Below are 25,100 nucleotides of genomic sequence, written 5' to 3' on the forward strand. Positions count from 1 at the left end.
TCCGGCACTACCAGGTTTTCCGTCCGTCTCCGCTGATGGGAATCACGTCTCCCAGGAAGGTGGGTTCCGGTTCGTACATGCACTTGCCCATATCCTTTGCCCGAGCCAGCACCTCTCGCAGATCTCTCATGGTCTGCCCGCGGTAGGTCACATCCTCTGCCGGAATGCCTTCGACCTCCAGGCCCAACTTCTCGCCGGTGTACAGCGCCCGATACTCGTGGTACTGCTGCGTCACCACAATCATGCTTTTCACCGCAAAAACGCTCTTCGCCCGGTAAACGGATTCGTAGGTGGAGAAGCCCGCGTGATCCAGGAATATGTCCTTTTTCTTCACTCCCGCCTTCAAGGCGTATTCCTTCATGGCTTCCACTTCATTGTATTCCACCTGACCGTTGTCGCCGCTGAACAGAAGTTTCTTCACGATTCCGGCCTTGTACAGCTCAATCCCCCGGTCCAGCCGGTCCTTCAGCATCGGCGACGGCTTCCGGTCCACGTACACCGAAGCACCCAGCACCAGCGCACAGTCTGCCGGCTTGGCCTTCGTGTATCGGCTCTCCTCCAAAGTGGTGAGGTGCTTGCCGCCTTCCTTTTTCACCTGCCGGTCCATTCCCAGGACGATTAGAAGTCCCAGAATGCCCAAAATCACCAGAATCTTTATTATCATCAAAGCTATTTTCCTCTTGCTTTTTTTCTGTATAATCATCTTTGCCCTTTCTTTAATCACAGATTGACATAATATCACATCAATGTGAAGAATAAAAGATGTTTGCCCCAACACTTCTTCATGTTTGACCCCCATGGTATCGGAAGTCCGTTTGTGCTATGATTAGGATGATTTTACAGATTGAAAAAACTATCTTGTACCGGAATCGGAAGGAGAAAACAATGTATCGTTTTGCAATATACGGAAAAGGAGGCATCGGAAAGTCCACGGTTACCACTGCCCTGTCCTGTGCCTTTGCTGAAATGGGGCTGCGCGTGCTGCAGGTAGGCTGTGACCCGAAAGCGGACTCCACCTTGTACCTTCACGGCGGTCAGCGCATCGACACCATGCTGGACGTGCTCCGGCAGAAGCGAGATTCGGCGGATCTGGCGGATCTGGTACATGTAGGATATAAGGACATCGTCTGTGCGGAAGCCGGCGGTCCCACACCGGGCCTGGGCTGTGCCGGGCGAGGCATCGCCGCCGCCTTCGAGGCGCTGGAAGCCCGAGATGCCTTCGACATCATCCAACCGGACGTGGTGCTCTACGATGTGCTGGGGGATGTGGTGTGCGGCGGCTTCGCCATGCCCATCCGGGAGGGCTATGCCCACCGGGTCTACATCGTCACCTCCGGCGAGAACATGGCCATCTACGCGGCAGCCAATATCGCCATGGCGGTGGAGAACTTCCGGGAGCGGGGCTACGCTTCCTTGGGCGGCCTGATTCTGAACCGCCGAGATGTGCCGGACGAGCGTGCCAAAGTGGAAACCCTGGCGGCGGACATTCACACGGACATTGCCGCCGATCTGCCTCGGGAAAATGCCATTTCCGATGCGGAGGTTCAAGGCCTGCCGGTGTTCGAGACCGCACCGGATTCGGATTACGTCAATGCCGTTCGGGATCTGGCGCGCAAAATGCTGGCGGATTATGACAAGGAGAACACCCATGATTCAGAAGCTCAGTGATATTCAGAAGGATAATCTCACAAAAAGAAATTCCGCCCTCCACAGCACCCGCATGGAAGGAGCATTTCGTGAGATTCGGGATATGGATTACGAATATTCCGCCGACATCGGGCTGGCCTACGCCTCCCCGGTTCGGGGCGTGTGGAACATCGTCCACATCGCCACCCTGGTACCTCAAGGTCACCAGATTTTCGTCTGTCCTACCAGCTGCCTCCGGGGCGTAGTGCTCACCACCGCGGAGCTGGGCCGCATGGACAAAATGTCCACCATCACCGTAGGCGAAGAGAACATCCTGGAAGGGGACATGGAAGAAATGCTGCAGCACGGGGTGGAACGGGTCATCCGGGAGCTGCCGGAAAAACCCCGCATGATGATGATTTTCACCAGCTGCATCCATCATTTTATGGCGGTCAACTACCAGCGGGTATACAATATTCTGGCAAAAGAATTTCCGGAAATCGATTTCGTGGACTGTTACATGGACCCGATTATGCGCCGCACCAATCCGGTGGTTCCGTCCCTGTGGCGGCAGATGCATCGAGTGCTCCGCTATACCGAAGCGAAAAATCCGAAGCAGGTCACCCTTCTGGGCAACTGCTTCCCTCACGAAGGAGCATACTGCGACCTGGTCTCCCTGCTGGAAGCCAACGGCATTAAGGTCTTGGAGGCCTGCAATTGCAAGGATTACGATGAATACCTGACCATGGCGGAATCCACCTGCAATTTCCTGTTCCACAAGAGCGGCATCGCCGCCGCCAAGGATTTGGAAATTCGCCAAAAGCAGCCGTGGTACCGGATGCGCCCGGGCTACGCCTACGATGAATACGACGAGGACCTGCGAAAAGCGGCGTCCATACTGGGCATTCCGGAACCGAAACAGTCCTTCCTGGATTCGGAGAAGGCGCGGACGGAGGCGTGCATCCGGGAAACCCAATCCCTGTTGGAAGACACGCCGGTTTCCATCGATTACACGGCGGTGGACTGCCCGTTGGAGCTGGCGCAGTTCCTGCTGGATCACGGTTTCAACGTGGAATCCGTGATGGTGGACAACTTTACCGAGTCGGAGGATGTATTCCAGAAGCTTCGGAACACCAAGCCGACCCTTCGTATCTACGAAACTTACGGCTGGAATATCCGGCAGATGCAGAGGGTCCACGCGGGCAAAATCCTGTGCATCGGACAGAAAAGCGCTTATTTTATGGACTCGGATTACTTCGTCAACGAGGTGGAAAACGCGGGAATGTATGGCTACCGGGGCCTCCGCCGGCTGATGGATCTGATTTCCGACGCCTTCCGGAACCCGAAGCCGATGCGGGACCTGGTTCAAGTAAAAGGATGGGAGTGTGAATGCGGTGAGTGATTATCAGACACATGTTTTTACCAGTACATATACGGCGGACGTTTCCGGTGTCTGCTCGGCACTCTACGAGCTGGGTGGAATGACCGTCATCCACGATCCTTCGGGATGCAACTCCACCTACTCCACCCACGACGAGCCGCGGTGGTTTGACACCGACAGCCTGATGTTCGTCTCGGGGCTGGATGAAATGACGGCGGTCCTGGGGGACGACAACGTATTGATTGACGACGTGACTCACGCCGTTCGAGATCTGAAGCCCCGCTTCGTCACCCTGTGCAGCGGCTCCATTCCCCACATCATCGCCTTTGACTGCAAGGGCGTGGCTCACCTGCTGGAAAAACGCACCGGCGTTCCCATGCTCCCGGTAACCACTACGGGAAACCGTTCTTACGTGGCCGGTGTGGGCGCCGCCCTGACGGAATGGGTGAAACGCTTCGCCGATTCGTTGGAAAGCCCGTATCGCGTCAGCTCTTCGGGAGGCCCGGATTGCTCCGCGAATACTTTAGAGGGCGCTGCCGGCCCGGAATCCTTCTCGGTGAACCTGCTGGGCGTAACGCCGCTGGATTTTTCCATTAACGGAAATGTGGACGCCATGCGCAAAGTCTTTGAAGATGCCGGCATCCCGGTGAACTGCTGCGCCGCCATGGGAGAATCCTTTGATTCCCTTCGGCACATCTTCCGCGCTTCGGTGAACGTGGTGGTTTCTTCCTGCGGCCGGCGCCTCGCCCGCTACATGGAACAGACCGCCGGAATTCCTTACGTGGAAGGCACACCCATCGGCGCCTACGGCGCCGCCCGCCTTCCGAAACTGGCAAAAGAAGCGTATGAGAAGAAGCGGGCTTCTTTGGAAGAAGATTCGCATGGAGCCTTGGATGGAACCTCCGGCTCCCTCCGAATGCTGCTGGCAAAGAAAAAAGGAGATTCCGAAGGAATCTGCCTCTGGAAAGGCAATCCGGCGCACGAACGCTGGGACGTCCCGGACGGTCAGATTCTGATTATCGGGGAAGAGGTGTTCGCCCAGTCTCTGGCCGCCGCAATCAACCAATTGACGCCGGATTGCCGCCACGGGCTCCGGGCCTTCGCCGTCTGGCCGGATGTGGACCACGGTTTCCCGGAGGATGTGCTGGCGGAACTGATTCGAAAATCCCGATATATCATCGGGGACCCGTTATACCGAACCATCCCCCACGATTCCAAACAAAACACCTTCGTGGATTTCCCTCACGAGGCCTATTCGGGAAGGATTTTCCGAGATCGAATCCCGGTTTTCATCGGAAAGAATTATGATGTCGCGGAGCTGCTGTAGCAGCTCCGCTTTTTGATGCCAAAAAGCAAAAGGCGCATTGCACGGTACGTGCAATGCGCCTCTCTTCTCAATGATCCTATTTGTCTCAATGATCCTATTTGTGTTCCTTTTCCACCTCGGCCTTGTGGGCTTCGATGACCTTTTCTGCCAGGTGAGCCGGAAGCTCTTCATACTTGGAGAATTCCACGGTGAAGGTTCCTCTTGCCTGAGTCATTGCTCTCAGAACGATTGCGTAATCGAAGAGCTCGGACTGCGGTGCTTCTGCCAGCAGCTTGGTTTTGCCGTTGTCCGTCGGCTCCATGCCCAGGATGCGGCCTCTTCTCTTGTTCATGTCGCCCATCACATCGCCGGTGTACTTTTCCGGAACGGTGATTTCCAGCTTCATGATTGGCTCCAGCAGGCAAGGATTTGCCGCTACGATACCTTTCTTGAATGCCAGGGAAGCGGCAATCTTGAAGGACACTTCGTTGGAGTCCACGTCGTGATAAGAACCGTCGTAAAGAACAGCCTTTACGTTCTGAACCTTGCATCCTGCCAGAGGACCCTTGTCCATGCATTCCAGCAATCCCTTTTCAACTGCCGGAACGTAGTTCTTCGGAATGGAACCGCCGAACAACTCTTCGGAGAATTCGAAGTTCTGCTGAGATGGGGAGAACCGAATCCATACGTCACCATACTGACCGGCACCGCCGGACTGCTTCTTGTGCTTACCCTGTACATCGGAGGAACCCTTGATGGTCTCTCTGTATGCGATCTTCTGCGGGATTACCTTTACGGATACGCCGTATCTTTCCTTCAGCTTTGCACGGATGATACCGATCTGGATATCTCCCTGGCCGCCCAGAAGGGACTGGTGTGTCTCCACATTTCTTTCCAGTACGAAGGATGGATCTTCTTCCATCAGCTTGTGCAGACCCTGCGCCATCTTCTCCTCGTCCTTCTTCTCTGCCGGCTCAACGGCAACGAAGTAGTTCGGCTTCGGGAAGTTGATTCCCGGCATGGTTACCGCTTTTGCCTTGAGGCACAGCGTATCGCCGGTTTTGGTGTGCTGCAGTTTTGCCAGAGCCACCATATCGCCCGCCGGAACTTCCGTTGCGTTCTCCTGCTGCTTGCCTCTTACGAAGAACATGGAACCCAGCTTTTCGGATTTCTGTGATCTCGGGTTGTACAGCTCCTGTCCCAACTTAACCGTTCCGGAGAGAACCTTTGCGTAGGAAATTTTTCCCATAAAAGGATCTGCGATTGTCTTGTAGACATACATTACCGGGTCGGCGCTGACGTCGGTGATGACTTCCACGTCTTCGTTCTTGCTGTTCTTTCCAATATATGGCGCGTGCTTGGACGGAGTCGGCACGTATCTGGCGATGGAACGCAGTACCTCGTCGATTCCTTCGCCGGTGAAGCTGGATGCCTTGATAATCGGAACGACATCACCGTTGGCGATACCATCCATCAGGCCGTTGGTGAATTCTTCATCGGTGAACGGTTCGTCGTTGAAGAACTTCTCCATCAGCGCTTCGTCGGTACCTGCAACCGCTTCTCTCAGCGCATCCTCGTCATCGTCGGTAACCACGGAGTTACCGAACTTCTCACGGAGCTGCTCTACTAGCTTGTCGCAGTCAACACTGTCTTTATCTATTTTTGTGAGGACCATGAATTTAGGTGTATCCGTTTCACTGCAAAGTTCCCATGCCTTCTCGGTACCCACCTGAATTCCTTCGGATGCATCCACCATAATAATGGCCGCACTGACCGTACTCATTGCCGAATCTACTTCGCCAACGAAGTCGAAGAATCCCGGAGTATCCAGGAAGTTGTACTTGTAACCATTGTACTCTACCGGTACCATCGTCGTATTGATGGAATATTTTTTCTCGATTTCCATCTTGTCATAGTCGGACACGGTATTTCCGTCTTCCACTTTGCCCAGGCGGTTGATTACTTTTGTCGCGAGTAATGCCGCCTCCAGAAAGGTCGTTTTACCACATCCTCCATGTCCCAGCAGTACAACGTTTCTGATTTTGTCACTTGAATAACCTTTCATAGTATCCTCCTGTAATTTACAACCGATATGTTTTTTGCCCAAGGGCAAGTCGGTTCACATTGATTGCCTGCCGGCGTTCATCAATACAGGTATATTTAAATACGAAGCCGCAGGCAGTGTTTTTAGAACTCCGCACTCTTTGGAGTTCTTGGGAATGGCAGCACGTCACGGATATTGCTCATACCCGTCAGGTACATGATCATTCTCTCAAAGCCCAGGCCGTATCCGGCATGTTTCACGCCGCCGTAACGACGAAGATCCAGATACCACTCATAGCCGTTTTCGCTGATTCCCAGCTCTTTCATCCGCGCTTCCAGCACGTCCAGACGTTCCTCTCTCTGGCTTCCGCCGATGATTTCGCCCACGCCCGGCACCAGCATATCGCACGCTGCAACGGTCTTTCCATCATCGTTGAGGCGCATGTAGAACGCCTTACAGTCCTTCGGATAATCCGTTACGAAAATCGGTTTCTTGTACACTTCCTCTGTCAGATAACGCTCGTGTTCCGTCTGAAGCTCCAGTCCCCATTCTACCGGATACTGGAATTCCTTACCGGACTTCTGCAGGATTTCAACCGCTTCCGTGTAAGTTACCCGTTCAAAGCTGGAGTTCACGATGTGATCCAAGCGCTCCAAGAGGCCCTTATCGATGAACTGATTGAAGAAGTTCATCTCCTCCGGTGCGTGCTCCAGCGTATAGGTGATGATGTATTTAACCATTGCCTCGGCAAGGTCCATGTCGTCCTGAAGATCCGCAAAAGCAATCTCCGGTTCGATCATCCAGAATTCCGATGCATGTCTCGCAGTGTTGGAGTTCTCCGCACGGAATGTCGGGCCAAAAGTATATACGTTGCGGAATGCCAGTGCAAAGGCTTCCGCTTCCAGCTGTCCGGATACGGTCAGATTGGTTTCTTTTCCGAAGAAGTCCTGGGAGTAGTCAATCTTTCCGTCCTCTGTTCTCGGCAGATTGTCCGGATCCAATGTGGTTACCTGGAACATTTCGCCGGCACCCTCTGCATCACTTCCGGTGATGATTGGCGCGTGAACGTAGACGAAATTCTGTTCCTGGAAGAATTTATGAATTGCATACGCAACGATGCTGCGCACTCTGTATACGGCGGAGAAGGTGTTGCTTCTCGGTCTCAGGTGTGCGATTTCACGCATGAATTCCATGGTATGACGCTTCTTCTGCAGCGGGTAATCCGACTGAGAATCCGCTTCCACCACGATTTCTTTCGCTTTGATTTCAAACGGCTGTTTTGCTTCCGGAGTCAGCGCCAGAGTTCCTCGTACCGTTACGCCGGCTGCCAGATGCACCTTGGAAATTTCGGTAAAATTAGCCAGATTGTCCGCTTCGTATACCACCTGCAGCGGAGTGAAGAACGTTCCGTCATTGATGGACAGGAATCCAAACTGATTCGAACTTCTGTTGCCTCGAACCCATCCGTGGACTACCACTTCCTGATCGCCGTACTTCTCCTTGTTTCTGAATAATTCCCTGATTTCAATATCCTTCATGGGTATATTCCCCTCCTAATTATAAATCGTATTGTGTCTGCTTACATAAATTTAAGCTTCCAGTTATGATTATAACATAGAGCATATTTTTTAGCTATATAAAAAGGGGGGCTGTACATACCATAATTTACAATATTTTTATCGAAACCGATGACAAATTTTACTTGAACATCATTTCTCGGAATGCTACACTTTCAAAGTAAATAAAATCAAGAAAAGGAGGCGAAATATATGGACGGTTGTGACAGTCGAAGTCGAAAAACATATAATGATGGATTGAGACTTGGAATCGGTTTCAAGTGTCTGTAAGTGCGCCATTTTTTGAAATATATTGCAAGCCGGAATCCATCGTTATGAGCGAATTCACAACTTCTGATTGTGTAACGGTCGATGTTACGATGGTTTTTTTATGCCCTTTTTTGGGCGAAAAGAAGGAGGCTTACAATGATGAGAAAAGAAATTTTGAAAGAACCGATCAGCACCGAGAAGATTCCGGCAATCATCCGGCAGTCCCCGTCGGTGGAGGCGATGCAGGAACAGCTGCGGGAGTACCACGACCACGATATCGCGCAGAGCTTCGAGCACCTGAGCCGGGCGGAGCGGAACCTCCTGTACACCGGACTGGACGCCCAATCCCTGGCGGATATCATCTCCTACATGGACAATCCGGCGGACTACATCGGAGAGATTGTCATCGATAAGCTGGCGGATGTGATCAACGAAATGGATGCTGATGATGCGGCGGATCTGTGGGAAGACATCGACGAGAGCGTTCAGGTGAAGCTTTTTCCCATGCTGAAGCCGGAAACCCGCCGGAACATCCGGCTCATTAACTCCTATGATGAAGATGAAATCGGCAGCCTGATTACCACCAATTACATCTGCATCCGCCGCAGCCTGACCATTCGTCAGGCCATGCACGAGCTGGTGAAACAGGCGGGGGAAAAGGACAACATCTCCACCCTGTACGTGGTGGACGACAGAAAGTGTTTCTGCGGCGCCATCGATCTGAAGGATCTGATCATCGCTCGGGAAAACGTGGCCCTGGACTCCATCATCAGCACCGCCTATCCGTACCTGACGGACCACGACAAAATCTCGGACAGCATCGAAGCGATTAAGGATTACGCGGAGGACTCCCTGCCGGTTCTGAACAAGGATAAAAGAATCATCGGCATCATCACCGCCCAGGACGTTGTGGAAGCGGTGGACGATGAGATGAGTGAGGACTACGCAAAGCTGGCCGGCTTGTCCGCAGAAGAAGATCTAAGCGAATCTACCAAAGAGAGCATCAAAAAGCGTCTTCCATGGCTGATCATCCTGCTGTTCCTGGGCATGGTGGTTTCCTCGGTGGTGGGAGCCTTCGAAGGCGTTGTGGCCATCCTCCCGGTGGTCATCTGCTTCCAGTCCCTGATTCTGGACATGGCCGGAAACGTGGGCACCCAGTCCCTGGCAGTGACCATCCGAGTGCTGATGGACGAGAACCTTAGCGGCGCGGACAAACTCCGGCTGGTGGTCAAAGAAATGAAGGTAGGCTTCTGCAACGGCTCCCTGCTGGGCGTCATGACCTTCCTAGTTCTGGGCATCTACATCGCCCTCTTCAAGGGATATGCCATGGGCACCGCCCTCCTGATTTCCGGCTGCGTGGGCGTCTCCCTCCTGGTGGCCATCATCATCTCCAGCCTGGTGGGTACGCTGGTGCCTCTCCTCTTCCATAAAATCAACATCGATCCGGCAGTGGCGTCCGGCCCGCTGATTACCACGGTGAACGATTTGGTGGCCGTGGTCACCTACTACGGCCTGGCATGGCTACTGCTGATTGAAATTTTTCAAATTATATAGTATGTGCGTATGTCGGCAGGGAAGCAGCGGCATTCTATTCCTATTGTCGTTATCACACACTTAAAATCCCATATGGAACGGCGCGCTGCAACAGCGCTCCTTTCGCCCTTCTTTTAGATTCATAATATTAAAGTGGCCGGTCTTGCCGTTCCATCTCGTTCACCTTCTTGTAGGCAGCCACATCCAGCGCCACGATGAACACCAGGAAAATGATGGTCCAAATCGGCTCCTTCATGGACGCGCAGAAATCGTAAAATCCGTGCAGCAGCATCGGAATCCGAATGGCGTTGCGAAGATGTTTTTTCCGCAGGGGCAGATTCCCGTGCACTTCGCAGTATTTTGCCAGGCTGAAGGAAATACCCATGTAGATGGCAAAGATGCAGTGGCCCGGGATGGAGGTGACCGCACGGACTCCCGCCGTGGCCATTCCGTACTCCATCACGTAGAGCACGTTCTCCGCGGCGGCAAATCCGATGGATACCGCTACCGCGTAGACGATGCCGTCGAAGGTGTAGTTGAAGGCCGGGTGGTTCCAGGAACCCTTCTTTAGGGCGAAATACTTCACCCCTTCTTCCACCAATCCCACGCAGAAGAAATTCTCCACCAGGATGAACAGGGTGGTTTTCGGGGAGATGACGCCTCCCACCAGACTAATCAGAAAGCCTTCCAGAAAGGCCGCCGGAACGGTGGTCAGCACGCCGAAGATCAAGAGCTTTACGATCAGCCCCCCCGGCTCCTTTTCCACCTTGTCCAGCTTGTAGATTTTAATCATCAGAAACAGCGGCGGCAGCAGCGCTGCCAGCAGTAAAATTGTCATTTCCGGTGGTTCTCCTTCCATTCTTTCAGCTGCTCATAGCGAGCCTTGAACCGTCCTTCGTTCCCCTGCTCCGTTGGGTTGTAGTACTGCCGATCCTTCAGAGAATCCGGTAGGCACTGCATGGCGGTGACTTTTTCCTCGAAATCGTGGGCGTACTTGTAGCCCTTTCCGTAATCCAGCTCCTTCATGAGCTTAGTGGGTGCGTTTCGGATGTGCAGCGGAACCGGTTCCTGCAGGTGCTGCCGAGCATCGTCCCGGGCGGCGAAATAGGCCGTCTCCATGGCGTTGGACTTCGGTGCCAGGGACAGGTAGATGATTGCCTCCGTCAGGTGTACCGAGCATTCCGGCATGCCGATGAAGTGGCAGGCCTGGTAGGCCGCGATGGCAATCTCCATGGCCCGCGGGTCCGCCAGACCCACATCCTCTGCGGCGAAACGGGTCACCCGCCGCGCCACGTAGAGGGGATCCTCCCCCGCTTCCAGCATACGCGCCAGCCAGTACACCGCCGCATCCGCATCGGAATTCCGCATGGATTTGTGCAGGGCGGAAATCAGATTGTAGTGCTCCTCCCCATCCTTATCGTACAAAAGCATTTTCTTGGAGGTGCACTGCTCGAAGGTGTCCCGGGTCACCGTAATGCGCTGGCCTCCATCTGCCTCCGTATAGTAGTCTCCGTTGAGAATCAGCATTTCCAAGGTGGTCAGCGCCGACCGGGCATCGCCTCCGGAGAACACGGCAATGGCCCCCAGCATTTCATCGGTGATGACGATATCCTTGTCCCCGTAGCCTCGGGGATCCCGGATGGCCCGTTTCAGCAGATCCACCACCTCTTCCTTTTGCAGGGCCTTCAGCACGAATACCTTGCAGCGGGACAGCAGCGCCCCGTTCACCTCAAAGGACGGATTCTCTGTGGTGGCGCCGATGAGAATGATGCTGCCCTTTTCCACAAAGGGCAGGAAAGCATCCTGCTGCGCCTTGTTAAAGCGATGAATCTCGTCGATAAAGACAATGGTCCGCTCGCCGAATCTCCGGCTCTGCTCCGCCTCCTGCATCACCTGGCGGATTTCCTTAATTCCGCTGGTCACCGCACTGAAGGTGATGAACCGGGACTGGGTGGTGTTGGCGATTATTTTTGCCAGAGTGGTCTTTCCCACCCCCGGCGGCCCCCAGAAGATCATGGAGGTCACCCGGTCGTTGGCAATCAGATTGGAGAGCACCTTGCCCTTTCCAATCAGATGCTTCTGACCCGCGAACTCCTCCAGCGTCCGAGGACGCAGTCGTTCCGCCAGCGGCTCGTTCGCCGTCGTGTCCACATTGTCAAACATCGAAATCTGATTCAATCTCTAATTCCTTTCGTCTTTAGAAGTAACTTACCTTTACGCTCTTTCCCATTTTCCGAAGGCACTGGGACAGCTCCTCCACAAGGGACATCTTCACGTTAAAATTAATGCTCACGTCCTGATGGGCCGGATTCACCGCGCGGCCCACGAAGAAGTTGATATCCGTGGCCTCTTCAAAAAGGATTCGGCTGATCAGCGCCGAGGCATCGTGCTGCACGCTCCATTCAGTGTAGGACTCGTCCCGAGAGACGTAGTCCTTGGCGTATTTCAGCACCTTGTCAATCGTCACCACGCCTTCCGTCACCAGGTCCACCCCGTCGATTTCCGACATCGGCGGTGCCCCTTTCACGTTGTACTTCGAGCTGGTGCGAATGCTCTTGCCCAGATATTCCGCCGCAATGGATGCGGTGGTTCCGCCGCAGACGATGTGTTTGCCCTCTTTGGAAAAGAACAGGGACATCATCCGATCGCAGTCGTCCCGGTTCGCCGGCGGTCCGAAGATTAGATTCACCTGAGACCGCTTGATCACCCGCACGATGCAGGCCGTGGTGTCGTCGATGGGCTTGCCGTCATACAGCTTGTTGCACTCCTCAATCAGGATGGACGCCAGGGTTTTGGCGGTATAGCCGATAGGGGAGATGGTTTCCATAAAATCCCCGATTTCCTTTTCCGTCCAGTTCTTGTTGTAGCTCAGCGTGTCGTTGGCCCCCGGGCAGCCGTCGCTCATGGCGATAAAAATATCATTTTCCCGCAACGGGATTTTCGACTGATAAATTTTCTTTCCGTCGATGATGCTCTCAATCTTCGGATAATCCACCACCTTGCAGTCCCGAATCATGATAACCAGCGGGTTATCGTATTGAATCAGGCTCATGGTCTCATTCTCGATAATGTGCATGATGGTGAAGGTGGAATAGGCCACCCCGTACTCCGAGCTGATGGGAAGGGTGGCGGCGATGGTATTCACGCACTCCTCCAGGGACAAGCCATGAGCCATCATGGTGGAAATGATCTTTGCGGTGAGGGTGGACAGAATGCTGGCTTTCACACCGCTCTTCAGTCCGTCCGCCAGCACCACCACTTTGGAATCGTTGTTCTCCTGCTGCACCACATCCACATGGTCCCCGCACAGATACTCTCCGTAATGGTTGATGCTCTTGTATCCGATGTCAACGCTTAAATCATTCATCTTTCATGGACTCCTTCAGGTTCGTCAACGCAATCTTCGTCTCCGCTGCCGTCTCTCCCAGCAGGGATGCAATATCCTGAACGATACGCATCTGCTTCTCCACCACCTTGTCCGCAACTTCGGTGGTCTGGCGCCGCATTTCCGCTTTCTTTTCCCGCTCTGCCGCTTCATCGCTCACGTCCTCCAGCATACAGAACAGCATCCGGTAACTCTGGTCATACAGCACCTGCTCCTCCACGTACCGGTCGTACTCCGCCAGGTATGCGCACTGGAATACGCTCTTCCGGCTCTCCAGGGCATCCAGGAACGGCTTCGGATCCAGCAGTGTTACAATCTGGGATCCCAGCACATCGGACGGTCTGCGGATGTTCATGATTCGGCAGGCCGCCGGGTTAATCTGCTGAATCTCCAAGCGCTCGTTCAGCACCAGCAGTCCGTTCGGCGTGTTGTCAAAGATGATGTTGGAGAAGTTTTCCGCCTTTTCCTTCAGGTACGGCAGGCACATTTCGATTTCCGCCTTGCCCTGATAGATAGCGATGGCTTTCTCCCGACAAGTATCGTACCCACAGGTACCGCAGTTCAGTTCGTCGGACGGCTTCTTCTTTCCCATTTTGCTGAGAATTTCCTGAATCTTCCGCTCCGTCGGCATATCCTTCATGCCCTCCAGAATATCGTATCGTCTGGAAAGCTCGCTAATCTCCGGTTGCTCCACCGGGAAGTCCTTATCTCCCGCATACCGGGTCACCGATAGATAGTCGGTGATGAACCATGGATGGTATTTCTCCATCACCGGTCCGTTCACGCAGCTTCCCTTGCAGGCGGACATTTCCATAAAGCAGTTGTTCACACGTCCGGCCGCCACATCTTCCAGAGCAGCGATGCAATTCTCGATTCCGTCCACAGCCACGTATTCGTACTCCGGATCCCGGTCCTTCATGGTTCGAAGGATGCCCGCCACCGTCGGGAAGATGCGGGCCAGGCTTTCCGGATTGCTGTCCACCTTCTTCTCCAGCCGGACGTTTTCCTTCTCCAGCCATTCTGTCAGCTCCTCAAAGGTCAGGGCCGCGTCCACGATTCCCGGATACCGCTGTGCCTCGTCCTTCTTCGCCACACAAGGGCCGATAAACACGGTCTTGGCCTCCGGATTCCGGCGCTTGATGTCGCGGCAGTGGGCCTGCATCGGCGAAAGGGTATCCGCCAGATATTTAATCATCTCCGGATAGTGCTTCTGAATCAGCAGGTTAACGGACGCGCAGGAAGAACTGATGATCACCGGTTTCTGCTTCTCGTGCACCAGGCGTTCGTAATCTGTTTTTACCATGGTCGCTCCAATCGCCGTCTCTTCCACATCTGCAAAACCCAGCTTCTGCAGACCTTCCCGCATCGCGTCGATGCCCACGCCGTCGTAATTGGCAATGAAAGAAGGGGCCATGCTGGCGATTACCGGCTCTCCGCTCTGAATCATCACCTTGACCTTCTCCACTTCGCTGACAATCTCCTTGGCGTTCTGCGGACAGACTACAAAACATCGGCCGCAGAGGATGCATTCGTCGGCGATGATGTGGGCCTGATCGCCGGAAAACCGGATGGCCTTCACCGGGCAGTTTCGAATGCATTTATAGCAATTCTTGCAATTGGATTTCTTAAGAGTAAGGCAATGTGCCATGACTGCTCCTTTCCACAAAACATCGTATTAGTAAATTATATAATGTAATTATCCGCCAGATTCCGCTGCATCAAATCCGCAACGGTCACGCTGTCCAGATAATTCTCAATCAGCTCGTCCAGCTTCCGCCACATGGGAAGAGTACGGCAATCTTCCACCCGGTCGCAAGGCTCCGAACAGAGCTCCACGCAATTGACCGGCGCCAGAGTTCCCTCCGTCAGCCGCAAAATCTCCCCCAACGTACAGTCCTGAGGCTCCTTCAGCAGCCGATATCCGCCGCCCTTTCCGTGAACCCCTTCCACCAAGCCGCCCTTCGTCAGCAGTGGCATGATTTTCGTGATGTATTTCAGAGAGATACGCTGGCGATTTGCCACATCCTTCATGGGAATATACCCCCCGTTGGCATTCTCCGCCAAATCGATAACCACCCGCAAGGCATAACGCCCTCTCGTTGAGACCAACATTTTACACCCTCCTACTCAATGCTAATCCGTTTCAACTGGAATATACCACAAAGGGCGCTGTCCCGCAACCTTCTTGCAGAACAGCGACCCTCTTCATTTTTCCGTAAAAATAATTTCGCCTCGGCTTTCCTTATTCCGAAAACAGCGGTGTGGACAGGTACCGATCTCCCGTATCCGGCAGCAGTACCACGATGGTTTTTCCTTCGCTCTCCGGTCTCTTTGCCACTTCCACTGCCGCAGCTACTGCCGCACCGGAGGAAATTCCCACCAGCACGCCTTCATGTCTTCCCACTTTGCGGCCGTATTCAAAGGCATCCTCGTTAGATACCGGAATGACCTCATCGTACACCTTTGTGTTCAGCACGTCCGGTACGAAACCGGCACCGATTCCCTGAATCTTGTGCGGACCGCCCTTTCCGGTAGTCAGAACCGGAGACGATGCCGGCTCCACCGCGATGACCTTTACCTCCGGCTTTTGGCTCTTCAGGTATTCACCCACGCCGGTGACAGTGCCGCCGGTGCCCACTCCGGCAATAAAGTAATCCACTTCTCCATCGGTATCCCGGTAAATTTCCGGACCGGTGGTCTCTCTGTGTGCCGCCGGATTGGACGGGTTCACAAACTGTCCCGGAACGTATCCGCCCGGTGTTTCCTTCGCCAGTTCATTGGCCTTCTCGATGGCTCCGGTCATACCCTTGCTGCCATCGGTAAGTACCAGCTCTGCACCGTACGCCTTCATCAGCTGGCGCCGTTCCACAGACATGGTCTCCGGCATCACGATGATGATTCGATATCCTTTTGCCGCCGCAATGGCTGCCAGGCCGATACCTGTATTTCCGGAAGTCGGCTCGATGATGACAGAACCTTCTTTCAGGTCCCCGCGAGCCTCCGCATCCTCGATCATTCTTTTTGCCACCCGGTCCTTTACGGATCCTGCCGGATTGAGATATTCTAATTTTGCCAGAATACGCGCCTTCAGCCCCAATTCCTTCTCCAGATTCGTGAGTTCCAGAAGCGGCGTACCGCCGACCAGCTGATCGGCCGATGTATATACTTTTGCCATGATTCGATCCTTTCTCTCATGATTCATCTTAAAATTATTATAATCGGGAAGGTCGATCGAATCAACCTTCCCCGCTCCCTAATCTTTCGTATACCCCTATACGAAACACCCCTATTTCACTGCGGCAAAACCCTTTTCCAGGTCCGCGATGATGTCGTCGATATGCTCTGTTCCGATGGACAGACGAATGGTATTTTCGTGAATGCCGGCGTCTTCCAGCTCCTCCGGTGTCATCTGAGAATGAGTGGTAGTTGCAGGATGGATGACCAGAGATTTCACATCTGCCACATTGGCCAGCAGGGAGAATATTTCCAAGTTGTCGATGAATTCAAATGCCTCTTTTCTTCCGCCTTTAATCTGGAATGTGAAAATGGAAGCTCCGCCGTTCGGGAAGTATCTCTCATACAGCGCATGGTCCGGATGATCCGGCAGCGATGGGTGGTTGACCTTCTCTACCTTCGGGTTGTTCAACAGATATTCGATGACCTTCTTCGTGTTCTCCACGTGTCTCTCGATTCGGAGGGACAGTGTCTCGGTGCCTTGCAAAAGGAGGAATGCCGCGAATGGAGAAATGGTAGCCCCGGTATCCCGGAGGAGAATCGCTCTGATATATGTGGCAAATGCTGCCGCACCTGCTGCCTCCGTGAATTTAACGCCGTGATAACTTGGATTCGGTTCCGAAATCCATGGATAGCGTCCGGAAGCGGCCCAGTCAAAGGTTCCGCCGTCCACGATGACGCCACCCAGGGTGGTTCCGTGACCGCCAATGAATTTGGTAGCGGAATGAACCACGATATCTGCGCCGTGTTCGATCGGACGAATCAGATACGGTGTGCCGAATGTATTATCGATGACCAGCGGCAGCCCGTGCTTGTGGGCAATTTCCGCCAATGCTTCGATATCCGGAATATCACTGTTAGGATTTCCCAGGGTTTCAATGTAAAGTGCTTTCGTATTCTCTTTAATTGCCGCTTCTACTTCGTCCAGCTTGTGTACGTCCACCAGTGTGGATTCGATGCCGTACAGCGGAAGGGTGTGCTCCAGCAGGTTAACGCTGCCGCCGTAAATGGTCTTCTGAGCAACGATGTGTTCGCCCTTCTGTGCCAGAGCCTGGATGGTGTAAGTGATTGCAGCGGCGCCGGAGGCGACTGCCAGTCCTGCAACGCCTCCCTCCAGTGCGGCGATTCGATCTTCGAAAACGCCCTGGGTGGAGTTGGTCAGCCTGCCGTAAATGTTTCCCGGATCCGCCAGACCGAAGCGGTCTGCCGCATGCTGACTGTTATGGAATACGTAAGATGTGGTGGCGTAGATTGGAACGGCTCTCGCATCGCTGGCCGGATCCGGCTGTTCTTGTCCTACGTGAAGCTGCAGTGTCTCGAATTTGTAATTATTATTGTTAGCCATTGTTTTTTCTCCTTGTTTCTACTATCGTCCAGTCTTTTGTTTGCTCGGGCGCTGCCCGTCCGGCGTTTTTCTTTTGCCTACTTACTAGGTTGGTTGGTAGCATTATAATAACTCCATCCGGGTCTCCCGTCAATTTTCAATAATAAATAGTGGGTTATAGATTGTTATTATATCTTGAGGCCGGGCCGGCTTTTCCTTTTTCCCGGCCACTCGGTTCGCGCTCAAAAACCGAATTCATTGGGTTTGCAGGGAATCAGGCGCGAACTTTTCTTGTGCACGGGCCGGCTTTTCCTTTTTCCCGGCCCATCGGTTCGCGCTCAAAAACCGAATTCATTGGGTTTGCAGGGAATCAGGCGCGAACTTTTCTTGTGCACGGGCCGGCTTTTCCTTTTTCCCGGCCCATCGGTTCGCGCTCAAAAACCGAATTCATTGGGTTTGCAGGGAATCAGGCGCGAACTTTTCTTGTGCACGGGCCGGCTTTTCCTTTTTCCCGGCCCATCGGTTCGCGCTCAAAAACCGAATTCATTGGGTTTGCAGGGAATCAGGCGCGAACTTTCCTTGTGCACGGGCCGGCTTTTTCAGATTCCCGGCCTCTCGGTTCGCGCTCAAAAACCGAATTCATTGGGTTTGCAGGGAATCAGGCGCGAACTTTCCTTGTGCACGGGCCGGCTTTTTCAGATTCCCGGCCTCTCGGTTCGCGCTCAAAAACCGAATTCATTGGGTTTGCGGGGAATCAGGCGCGAACTTTCCTTGTGCACGGGCCGGCTTTTTCAGATTCCCGGCCACTCGGTTCGCGCTCAAAAACCGAATTCATTGGGTTTGCAGGGAATCAGGCGCGAACTTTCCTTGTGCACGGGCCGGCTTTTTCAGATTCCCGGCCTCTCGGTTCGCGCTCAAAAACCGAATTCATTGGGTTTGCAGGGAATCAGGCGCGAACTTTCCTTGTGCACGGGCCGGCTTTTTCAGATTCCCGGCCTCTCGGTTCGCGCTCAAAAACCGAATTCATTGGGTTTGCGGGGAATCAGGCGCGAACCGGAAGCTGGAAGCTGCGGACTAATTGATGCAGGAACATCATTTTTCAGTGTTCCTGCATCAATTTTCCGATTTGTACCGGCCGCCCGAATTAGACCCGGGCCGCGTTTAGATGAAAGATGAAAAGAGATGCACGAAAGGCTTTCACGGCCTTCGTGCATCTCTTCTCATCATCACTCTCTTCCACTATTTACATTATTCTGCCCGGAGCTTCCGGTGGATTTTCAAGAATTCCAAAATCACTGCCGCAGACAGGTCGGCGCTGGTGCGCTCGAACCGATCGTAGGATTCCGGTGCCGTTCCGTCGGCCAGATCCGAGATTACCCGGAGAATGCCGAAAGGCACTCCGGCGTATTGGCAGGTCTGGGCGATGGCCGCACTTTCCATCTCCGCGCACACCGCATTGAACGCCTCCCGGAGCTGTTTCTTCTTCTCGGCTCCGGAAATGAACTGGTCGCCGCTGACGATTCGGCCACGGTGCACGCCCCGCTCCGGCGCCGCCGTGCGGGCCGCCTGTTCCAGTTCCTCCACCAGCACCGATTCCGCCGTAAAGCGGGTCGGCTCACTGCTGTTCTCTCCGGTGCACATATACCCGAGGGCATATCCGAAAGCAGTCACATCAAAATCGTGCTGCGCCAAATCCTCGCCAATCACGATATCGCCGATAGCCAGACCCGGTTTTGTTCCGCCGGCAATTCCGCTGTTGATCACACAGCAAGGACCGAAGGCGTCGATCAGCATCTGGGTCCCACGCGCCGCATTCACCTTTCCCACGCCGCACTGCACCAGCACCGCCGGGATTTCCCCGAAACGGCCGCAGTGGAACTCGTATCCGTTAAACGCAACATCCTCCCGGTCCCGGAGCTCCGCCAACAGGTCCTTCAGCTCCACCTCCAGCGCGCAGATGATTCCCACCGGCCGCGGGCCTGAGGTTCCGACAATGCCGTTTCTCTTATTTTCCATAGTTGTAATCCATCCTTTCCACAGTCCAATCCTTCAGCACGTCCAGCATGTCCTTTGCCGCCGCTTTGGCACCCGGCAGATCGTGCTCCAAATAATTGCCGCACTCCTCCCGGCGAGATCCCGGAATCTCCCCGTCGAAATCCCGGACGAACGCGAAGGATTCTTTTACCAGATTCAGCGCCTCCTCATGGCTCACCGTGTCCCGAACCAGGAAGTAAAAACCCGTGCGGCAGCCCATCGGTCCGATGTAAATGACGGAATCCGCCAGCGCCGTGTTCCGCGCGTAGGTGGCAAAAAGGTGTTCGAATGTGTGGAGCGCTCCGTTGGTGAGGTAGTCCCCCATGTTTGGGCGCTTCATGCGAATGTCGTATGTCACCACATCCCCATCGATGCGGGAGATGTACATGCCCTTCTGAAGGGTGTCATGATTTACGGTAAAGCTTGCAATTTTCTTCATGTTTTTTCTCCTTTGTCTAAAAGAATCCCTAACATAATAGCATATCCGGGGTTTTTTGCCAACTTCCGGGATTTTTCGTAAAAAAAGCGGGCGGCGCCACAAAATGTGGAGCGCCGCCCTGTTTCTGTTCAATTACACGTCCGACTAGCCGAAGTATTTCTTTCCCAGATTTGCGAAGGATTCCGCCGATCTCTGGATGGTCTCGTTCGAAATGCAGAAGGACAGTCTTACGTATCCTGGGCAAGCGAATGCGCTTCCCGGAACCATGAGGATTCTCTCCTCTTTTGCTGCCGCAACCAACTCCTTCTCGTCTGCCACCGGAGATTTGATCCACAGGTAGAATGCACCCTGCGGAACCAGTGCATCGAATCCGGCATCGGTTACGATTTTGTACAGGTCTTTCGCGTTCTTTTCGTAATACGGAATATCTACCTGCGCGTCCATGCAGCGCTCAACCACCAGCTGCATCAGGGACGGTGCGTTGGTGTCTCCGCATACACGGTTGGCAACAACCGCTGCATTGAAGAACTCCTCGGAATTGTCGGATTTCTTCGGAATTGCGATGTATCCGATTCTCTCACCCGGCAGGGACAGAGACTTGGACCAGGAGTATGCGATCAGGGTGTTGTCGTAGAAATCCGGAATGTACGGAACTTCTCTGTCCACGTATACCAGTTCTCTGTACGGTTCATCGGACAGGATGTAGATTGGGTGTCCGTATTCCTTCTCCGCTTCCTTCAGAACATCGGCGATTGCCTGAATGGTCTCCTTGGAATAGATGGCACCGGTCGGGTTGTTCGGGTTGTTGATGATAACAATCTTTACCTTTGGATCCAGTGCAGCCTTCAGTGCTTCCGGATCCGGCTCGAATCCGTTGGCTTCGTTCGGCGGAACCACGATGGTCTCTGCACCGTAGTTGCGTGCCCAGTTGGCATACTCTACGAAGTACGGAGCGAATACCACCTGCTTGTCGCCCGGATCGAATACGGTCTTCATGATAACGTTCAGGGCGGATCCCGCACCAACAGTCATGATGATGTTGTTCATGTCAAAATCCGAACCGTAACGCTTGTTCAGATTGTCCGCTACGGCCTGTCTGGTGCTTTCATAGCCGGCATTTGCCATGTAGCCGTGAACCACATGGGGATCCATCTCGTTGTTGATATAGTTGATGGCTTCCTTTACTTCTTTCGGTGGGTGCAGTCCCGGGTTGCCTACACTGAAATCATATACATTCTCTTCACCGAAAACTTTTGCCATCTTCTTTCCTTCCTCGAACATCGCTCTGATGACAGAGCTTCCAACGAGGAACGGTTCCATGCTTTTTGCAATCATGTCTTTTCTCCTTACTACTATTACCTCAATACGTTGACGTTCGGATTTCCGAACAAAGTAATTTTAACACAATGAAGAAATATTTTTCAATAAATTGTGTTTATTTTTTGTAATTTGTAAAAAAATAACAACTGCCGATTTTTTTTACACCCCGCGTTTTGCATTCCAAAAACAGGAAAGGTCCCTCGGGCGTACGCCCGAGGGACCCTTTGCAACACATTACTATGCATATATATTCTATACTTGCCAGATGCCGAGCTAGTATCCTGGGGGTGGTCTTTGCACAATACAAATGGCAAGTGTAGAATAACAAATTTAATGAAGCCCGTTAAAAACAAACTTTACTCATTCATTTTATCAGTTTGCTCGGCGGTGTCAAGAATTTTTTGTATTTTTCATCAAAATTTCAAATTCCATCAAATGTATGCATTGGTTTTTTATATACCTTCTTTCCCAAAGTCTACCCGAGAAAATAAGACAAAGAATACAAATCTCTTCCGCACCGGACGTACTTTCCCCGAAGGATTCCTTCGACTTCCGGAAGGGGGATTCCCGTCTCGGTACTCAGCTTCAAAGAGGTAATCTCCGTCGGAAGTTCCTGCCGCCCCAAGAAAAAGTCCTGATTGGCCTCCGTCAGAACATCCGCTGCCCGGAGGAGGAAGTAATTTCGCACGTTCAAATTGTAAATCAAATCCTCGGCCTCCCGGAAACAGTTGGAGAGAAAATCTATTTTTGTCGGGTCCGTCAGATCCGGAATCACCGACCGGTAGCGGTTGTCCACCAGCGGCATCGGAATGCCGGTCATATCCAGGAAGGCATCCGCCTGCTCTCGGCCGCGCCGAATCACGATATCCGGCACCACGTAAGGCTCCGCCGCCCGGTCACGATACCGGATGCCCGGTTTCGGAATTGCCGGCGAACCTGATTTTAGCTGAAACCGAACACACTGCGCCCCGTCTGCCGTGCCCACGCCGATGGGATCCATGGATTGGAGCATGCCCTCGGCCAGCTCCACGTCCCAGGAGTTGGCATAACAAATCTCCGCCGCCTCGTTTCGGTTGTACCGAAGGTAGCCCTCGTCGGTCAGCCGGGTAATCATGTAGCGGCAGGCTCGATAGGAACCGCTGCCCAAGCCTGAGTCCTCCAGCTGGCGAAGGAGATGGCGATGCAGGTCTGTTTTTCGGGCAACCCAATGCTCGTAAGCCGCCACGTCCTTTCCGGTCTCCCGGTGGAACTTCTGCCACTGCAGGAAACCCTCGTAGCGGTCCGGGCCGGTAATCACCACGGCATCCGCCCACTTGCTGTTCTTCCAGGTTTCCGCCAAAAGCACCGGAGCCGCGGACATCTCCCAGTTCACGTATTCCGCCAGGGCCAGGTGGCTCATGTACAGAGGATGATTCACTTTTCTCGTCTCATTTCTCTCGTTCATACTTCGATTATACATGTGAAAGGCTTTTCTTTTCAACCCCGTATTGTGGCAACTTCCGACGGTCTTTGTTATACTGAAAGAATATTGATTTCGGAGGTACGCATGGATAAGAAATACGACTGCATCATTATCGGCGGCGGGGCGGCGGGGCTTCTCACCGCCGCCCGGCTGGATCTGACGGCCTTTTCGCCGAAAGGGGCCGGCCTGATACTGGAGGCGACGGATTCCCCGGGGACCAAACTCCGCATGAGCGGCGCCGGGCACTGCAATTTCACCCACGACGGTTCCGTAAAGGACATGGTGGCGGCCTACGGGGAACAGGGCCGTGCCATCCGCCGAGTGCTTTACCGGTACAACAACGACGCTTTCGTGGATTTTCTGGACCGCCACGGGATTCCTTCCTTCTCCCGGGACGGAGGCCGGGTGTTCCCAAAATCCGAGAAGGCTCAGGATATATTGAACTTTCTTCTGGATTTTTCCGCGGAGAACGGGTTCGCCCTAAAAAAAGGATTCCGAGTTTCCCAAGTGACTCGGCTCCCGGACGCCGGCTGGCAGGTCGCCTGCGACAACGGCTCCGCCTTCCGAACCGCGGCGATGGTCATCGCCACCGGGGGAAAATCCTTCCCGGCTACCGGCTCAAACGGCCGCATGTGGGACGTTTTGAGCCGGGACCTGGATGTGGAAGTGATTTCCCCCCGGCCGGTGCTGGCACCGGTAGCGGTTCGCTCGTATCCCTATGGCCCCGTGGCCGGATTGTCCTTTGAAACCGCGGAACTCTCCGTTACCGCTCCCGGCAAAAAAATCCAGCGGAGCGTGGGAGACTTGCTCCTTACCCATCGGGATTTCTCCGGCCCGGCCGCGCTGAACATCTGCGGCGCGGCCGAGCCCGGGGATGCACTCCACATCAACTACGTGTATCCCCGGAGCCGGGAGGAAGTTACCGGAATTCTCTCCGAGATTTTCAGCGGGAAGAAGGGAAACCCGGTTTCCGCCATGGCGTCCCGGCTGAGCCTGCCGCGACGCTTCTGCCAGAGCATTCTCCTGCGGAGCCTCGGAAAATCCATCGACGCGGATGATGTTTTTAGGGGTAGCTCGAATGTGAACGGACTTTCCCCAAAGAAAGTGTCCGCTCTTCTCTGCGACGATACCTTTACGGTAGAAAGCCTCCCGGACTGGAACAAAGCCATGGCCACCCGCGGGGGCATCGCCCTGTCCCAGCTGGATCTGCGCACCATGGAATTCCGGGAGCATCCCGGTCTCTTCGCCGTAGGGGAAGCTTTGAATGTGGATGGAATTACCGGCGGCTACAACCTGCAGTTCGCCTTTTCCTCCGCCTCGGTGTGCGCCGAATCCCTTCAGAAAAAGCTCCGGGCGGATTCTCCGGTGCAGGGTTTGCGCCCCTCAACGGAAGAATAAGGCTTTCCCGGGAGGGAGGCGCAAACTCACACAGCCGCCGGGGGCTTTTCCGGGTGAAGGGTTTGCGCCTCTCAACGGAAGAATAAGGCTTTCCCGGGAGGGAGGCGCAAACTCCCGCCGGCGGCGGGGGCTCTTCCCGGGTGAAGGGTTTGCGCCCCTCGACGGAAGAATAAGGCTTTCCCGGGAGTGAGGCGCAAACTCACACAGCCGCCGGCACCTCTTCCGGGTGAAAGGTTTGCGCTTCTCGACGGAGAAATAAGGCTTTCCCGGGAGTGAGGCGCAAACTCACACAGCCGCCGGCACCTTTTCCGGGTGCAGGGTTTGCGCCCCTCAACGGAGAAATAAGGCTTTCCCGGGAGTGAGGCGCAAACTCCCGCAGCCGCCGGGGGCTTTTCCGGGTGAAGGGTTTGCGCCCCTCGACGGAGAAATAAGGCTTTCCCGGGAAGGAGGCGCAAACTCCCACGGCCGCCGGCGCCTTTTCCGGGCAACCGGTTTGCGCCTCTCAACGGAGTAATAAGGCTTTCCCGGGAGGGGGGCGCAAACTCACACTGGCTCCGGGCGGATTTCCCGGTGAAGGGTTTGCGCCTCTCGACGGAAGAATAAGATAATATGAAATGACCTCACATTTGTAATATCGTGGATTCGCCACTATACTGTAATTGACGACTAAATCAATAGACAGTGGTTTACCACATACAAAAGGAGGTCATTTATGAATAGAATACTAAAAATCGGAATGGATGTCCATAGCACCAGCTACACTTTATGTGCAATGGAGCCCGTGCTTG

Annotated in this window: 19 protein-coding genes; 5 read left to right on the forward strand and 14 right to left on the reverse strand. The window is 54.0% G+C overall.

Annotated features, from left to right (window positions below; genetic code table 11):
• Positions 1 to 7: 7 nt before the first annotated feature.
• The gene (locus FYJ65_RS02580; protein ID WP_235898176.1) at positions 8 to 664 is read right to left on the reverse strand and encodes a SanA/YdcF family protein; all 657 of its coding nucleotides are present in this window, start codon (positions 662 to 664) and stop codon (positions 8 to 10) included.
• 221 nt (positions 665 to 885) lie between these two features.
• Here FYJ65_RS02580 and FYJ65_RS02585 point away from each other — a divergent pair, with 221 nt between their 5' ends.
• The 3 genes from FYJ65_RS02585 to FYJ65_RS02595 are packed head-to-tail and all read left to right on the forward strand — an operon-like array spanning position 886 to position 4,334.
• Positions 886 to 1,668: a nitrogenase iron protein NifH gene (locus tag FYJ65_RS02585; RefSeq protein WP_154553790.1), complete on the forward strand. Its 783-nt coding sequence runs from the start codon at positions 886 to 888 to the stop codon at positions 1,666 to 1,668.
• The gene (locus tag FYJ65_RS02590; RefSeq protein WP_206157285.1) at positions 1,649 to 3,028 is read left to right on the forward strand and encodes a nitrogenase component 1; all 1,380 of its coding nucleotides are present in this window, start codon (positions 1,649 to 1,651) and stop codon (positions 3,026 to 3,028) included. Before FYJ65_RS02585 ends, FYJ65_RS02590 begins: the two co-directional genes overlap by 20 nt.
• On the forward strand, positions 3,021 to 4,334 hold the full coding sequence (locus FYJ65_RS02595; protein ID WP_154553792.1) for a nitrogenase component 1: 1,314 nt from the start codon (positions 3,021 to 3,023) through the stop codon (positions 4,332 to 4,334). The genes FYJ65_RS02590 and FYJ65_RS02595 overlap by 8 nt, the downstream gene beginning before the upstream one ends.
• A 94-nt stretch (positions 4,335 to 4,428) precedes the next feature.
• On the opposite strand, the gene FYJ65_RS02600 is transcribed toward FYJ65_RS02595, so the two are convergent.
• Both FYJ65_RS02600 and asnS read right to left on the reverse strand, forming a co-directional pair.
• Positions 4,429 to 6,378 (reverse strand): elongation factor G, encoded by a 1,950-nt coding sequence (locus FYJ65_RS02600; protein ID WP_154553793.1) that lies wholly within the window; start codon positions 6,376 to 6,378, stop codon positions 4,429 to 4,431.
• 122 nt (positions 6,379 to 6,500) lie between these two features.
• Complete coding sequence (gene asnS / locus FYJ65_RS02605) at positions 6,501 to 7,901, reverse strand: asparagine--tRNA ligase (protein WP_439786285.1); 1,401 nt, start codon at positions 7,899 to 7,901, stop codon at positions 6,501 to 6,503.
• 438 nt (positions 7,902 to 8,339) lie between these two features.
• Here asnS and mgtE point away from each other — a divergent pair, with 438 nt between their 5' ends.
• Positions 8,340 to 9,737, forward strand: coding sequence for a magnesium transporter (gene mgtE / locus FYJ65_RS02610; protein WP_330679754.1), 1,398 nt, complete (start codon positions 8,340 to 8,342; stop codon positions 9,735 to 9,737).
• A 127-nt stretch (positions 9,738 to 9,864) separates the two neighbouring features.
• On the opposite strand, the gene FYJ65_RS02615 is transcribed toward mgtE, so the two are convergent.
• From FYJ65_RS02615 to FYJ65_RS02670, 11 genes are all read right to left on the reverse strand, one after another.
• On the reverse strand, positions 9,865 to 10,554 hold the full coding sequence (locus tag FYJ65_RS02615) for a PrsW family intramembrane metalloprotease (RefSeq protein WP_206157286.1): 690 nt from the start codon (positions 10,552 to 10,554) through the stop codon (positions 9,865 to 9,867).
• Positions 10,551 to 11,894 (reverse strand): replication-associated recombination protein A, encoded by a 1,344-nt coding sequence (locus FYJ65_RS02620; protein WP_330650702.1) that lies wholly within the window; start codon positions 11,892 to 11,894, stop codon positions 10,551 to 10,553. Before FYJ65_RS02620 ends, FYJ65_RS02615 begins: the two co-directional genes overlap by 4 nt.
• A gap of 19 nt (positions 11,895 to 11,913) precedes the next feature.
• Positions 11,914 to 13,083: a SpoIIE family protein phosphatase gene (locus FYJ65_RS02625; RefSeq protein ID WP_154553796.1), complete on the reverse strand. Its 1,170-nt coding sequence runs from the start codon at positions 13,081 to 13,083 to the stop codon at positions 11,914 to 11,916.
• A complete protein-coding gene (locus FYJ65_RS02630) occupies positions 13,076 to 14,749 on the reverse strand; it encodes a [Fe-Fe] hydrogenase large subunit C-terminal domain-containing protein (RefSeq protein WP_154553797.1) in 1,674 nt (557 codons plus the stop codon). The genes FYJ65_RS02625 and FYJ65_RS02630 overlap by 8 nt, the downstream gene beginning before the upstream one ends.
• Positions 14,750 to 14,784: 35 nt before the next feature.
• A complete protein-coding gene (locus tag FYJ65_RS02635; RefSeq protein WP_154553798.1) occupies positions 14,785 to 15,213 on the reverse strand; it encodes an RrF2 family transcriptional regulator in 429 nt (142 codons plus the stop codon).
• 130 nt (positions 15,214 to 15,343) lie between these two features.
• Positions 15,344 to 16,276, reverse strand: a complete 933-nt coding sequence (cysK, locus tag FYJ65_RS02640; RefSeq protein ID WP_154553799.1) for a cysteine synthase A — start codon at positions 16,274 to 16,276, stop codon at positions 15,344 to 15,346.
• A 111-nt stretch (positions 16,277 to 16,387) separates the two neighbouring features.
• The gene (locus FYJ65_RS02645) at positions 16,388 to 17,680 is read right to left on the reverse strand and encodes an O-acetylhomoserine aminocarboxypropyltransferase/cysteine synthase family protein (RefSeq protein WP_154553800.1); all 1,293 of its coding nucleotides are present in this window, start codon (positions 17,678 to 17,680) and stop codon (positions 16,388 to 16,390) included.
• 1,227 nt (positions 17,681 to 18,907) lie between these two features.
• Complete coding sequence (locus tag FYJ65_RS02655) at positions 18,908 to 19,675, reverse strand: 5'-methylthioadenosine/adenosylhomocysteine nucleosidase (RefSeq protein ID WP_154553801.1); 768 nt, start codon at positions 19,673 to 19,675, stop codon at positions 18,908 to 18,910.
• Complete coding sequence (locus FYJ65_RS02660) at positions 19,665 to 20,132, reverse strand: S-ribosylhomocysteine lyase (RefSeq protein ID WP_154553802.1); 468 nt, start codon at positions 20,130 to 20,132, stop codon at positions 19,665 to 19,667. Before FYJ65_RS02660 ends, FYJ65_RS02655 begins: the two co-directional genes overlap by 11 nt.
• Positions 20,133 to 20,276: 144 nt before the next feature.
• Positions 20,277 to 21,467, reverse strand: a complete 1,191-nt coding sequence (locus FYJ65_RS02665; protein ID WP_154553803.1) for a pyridoxal phosphate-dependent aminotransferase — start codon at positions 21,465 to 21,467, stop codon at positions 20,277 to 20,279.
• A 460-nt stretch (positions 21,468 to 21,927) separates the two neighbouring features.
• Complete coding sequence (locus tag FYJ65_RS02670; RefSeq protein WP_206157287.1) at positions 21,928 to 22,896, reverse strand: RNA polymerase factor sigma-54; 969 nt, start codon at positions 22,894 to 22,896, stop codon at positions 21,928 to 21,930.
• 102 nt (positions 22,897 to 22,998) lie between these two features.
• Between FYJ65_RS02670 and FYJ65_RS02675 the strand changes: the two genes are divergently transcribed.
• Positions 22,999 to 24,312, forward strand: coding sequence for a BaiN/RdsA family NAD(P)/FAD-dependent oxidoreductase (locus FYJ65_RS02675; RefSeq protein WP_206157288.1), 1,314 nt, complete (start codon positions 22,999 to 23,001; stop codon positions 24,310 to 24,312).
• The last annotated feature ends 788 nt before the right edge of the window (positions 24,313 to 25,100 follow it).

This window comes from Mogibacterium kristiansenii (assembly GCF_009695905.1).
GTDB lineage: Bacteria > Bacillota > Clostridia > Peptostreptococcales > Anaerovoracaceae > Mogibacterium_A > Mogibacterium_A kristiansenii.

What these genes read in the sequence shown, in the direction of transcription:
- FYJ65_RS02580 (WP_235898176.1), bottom strand. Translation starts at nt 664, where the DNA reads ATGATAATAAAGATTCTGGTGATTTTGGGCATTCTGGGACTTCTAATC.
- FYJ65_RS02585 (WP_154553790.1), top strand. Translation starts at nt 886, where the DNA reads ATGTATCGTTTTGCAATATACGGAAAAGGAGGCATCGGAAAGTCCACG.
- FYJ65_RS02590 (WP_206157285.1), top strand. Translation starts at nt 1,649, where the DNA reads ATGATTCAGAAGCTCAGTGATATTCAGAAGGATAATCTCACAAAAAGA.
- FYJ65_RS02600 (WP_154553793.1), bottom strand. Translation starts at nt 6,378, where the DNA reads ATGAAAGGTTATTCAAGTGACAAAATCAGAAACGTTGTACTGCTGGGA.
- mgtE (WP_330679754.1), top strand. Translation starts at nt 8,340, where the DNA reads ATGATGAGAAAAGAAATTTTGAAAGAACCGATCAGCACCGAGAAGATT.
- FYJ65_RS02615 (WP_206157286.1), bottom strand. Translation starts at nt 10,554, where the DNA reads ATGACAATTTTACTGCTGGCAGCGCTGCTGCCGCCGCTGTTTCTGATG.
- FYJ65_RS02625 (WP_154553796.1), bottom strand. Translation starts at nt 13,083, where the DNA reads ATGAATGATTTAAGCGTTGACATCGGATACAAGAGCATCAACCATTAC.
- FYJ65_RS02630 (WP_154553797.1), bottom strand. Translation starts at nt 14,749, where the DNA reads ATGGCACATTGCCTTACTCTTAAGAAATCCAATTGCAAGAATTGCTAT.
- FYJ65_RS02635 (WP_154553798.1), bottom strand. Translation starts at nt 15,213, where the DNA reads ATGTTGGTCTCAACGAGAGGGCGTTATGCCTTGCGGGTGGTTATCGAT.
- cysK (WP_154553799.1), bottom strand. Translation starts at nt 16,276, where the DNA reads ATGGCAAAAGTATATACATCGGCCGATCAGCTGGTCGGCGGTACGCCG.
- FYJ65_RS02645 (WP_154553800.1), bottom strand. Translation starts at nt 17,680, where the DNA reads ATGGCTAACAATAATAATTACAAATTCGAGACACTGCAGCTTCACGTA.
- FYJ65_RS02655 (WP_154553801.1), bottom strand. Translation starts at nt 19,675, where the DNA reads ATGGAAAATAAGAGAAACGGCATTGTCGGAACCTCAGGCCCGCGGCCG.
- FYJ65_RS02660 (WP_154553802.1), bottom strand. Translation starts at nt 20,132, where the DNA reads ATGAAGAAAATTGCAAGCTTTACCGTAAATCATGACACCCTTCAGAAG.
- FYJ65_RS02665 (WP_154553803.1), bottom strand. Translation starts at nt 21,467, where the DNA reads ATGATTGCAAAAAGCATGGAACCGTTCCTCGTTGGAAGCTCTGTCATC.
- FYJ65_RS02670 (WP_206157287.1), bottom strand. Translation starts at nt 22,896, where the DNA reads ATGAACGAGAGAAATGAGACGAGAAAAGTGAATCATCCTCTGTACATG.
- FYJ65_RS02675 (WP_206157288.1), top strand. Translation starts at nt 22,999, where the DNA reads ATGGATAAGAAATACGACTGCATCATTATCGGCGGCGGGGCGGCGGGG.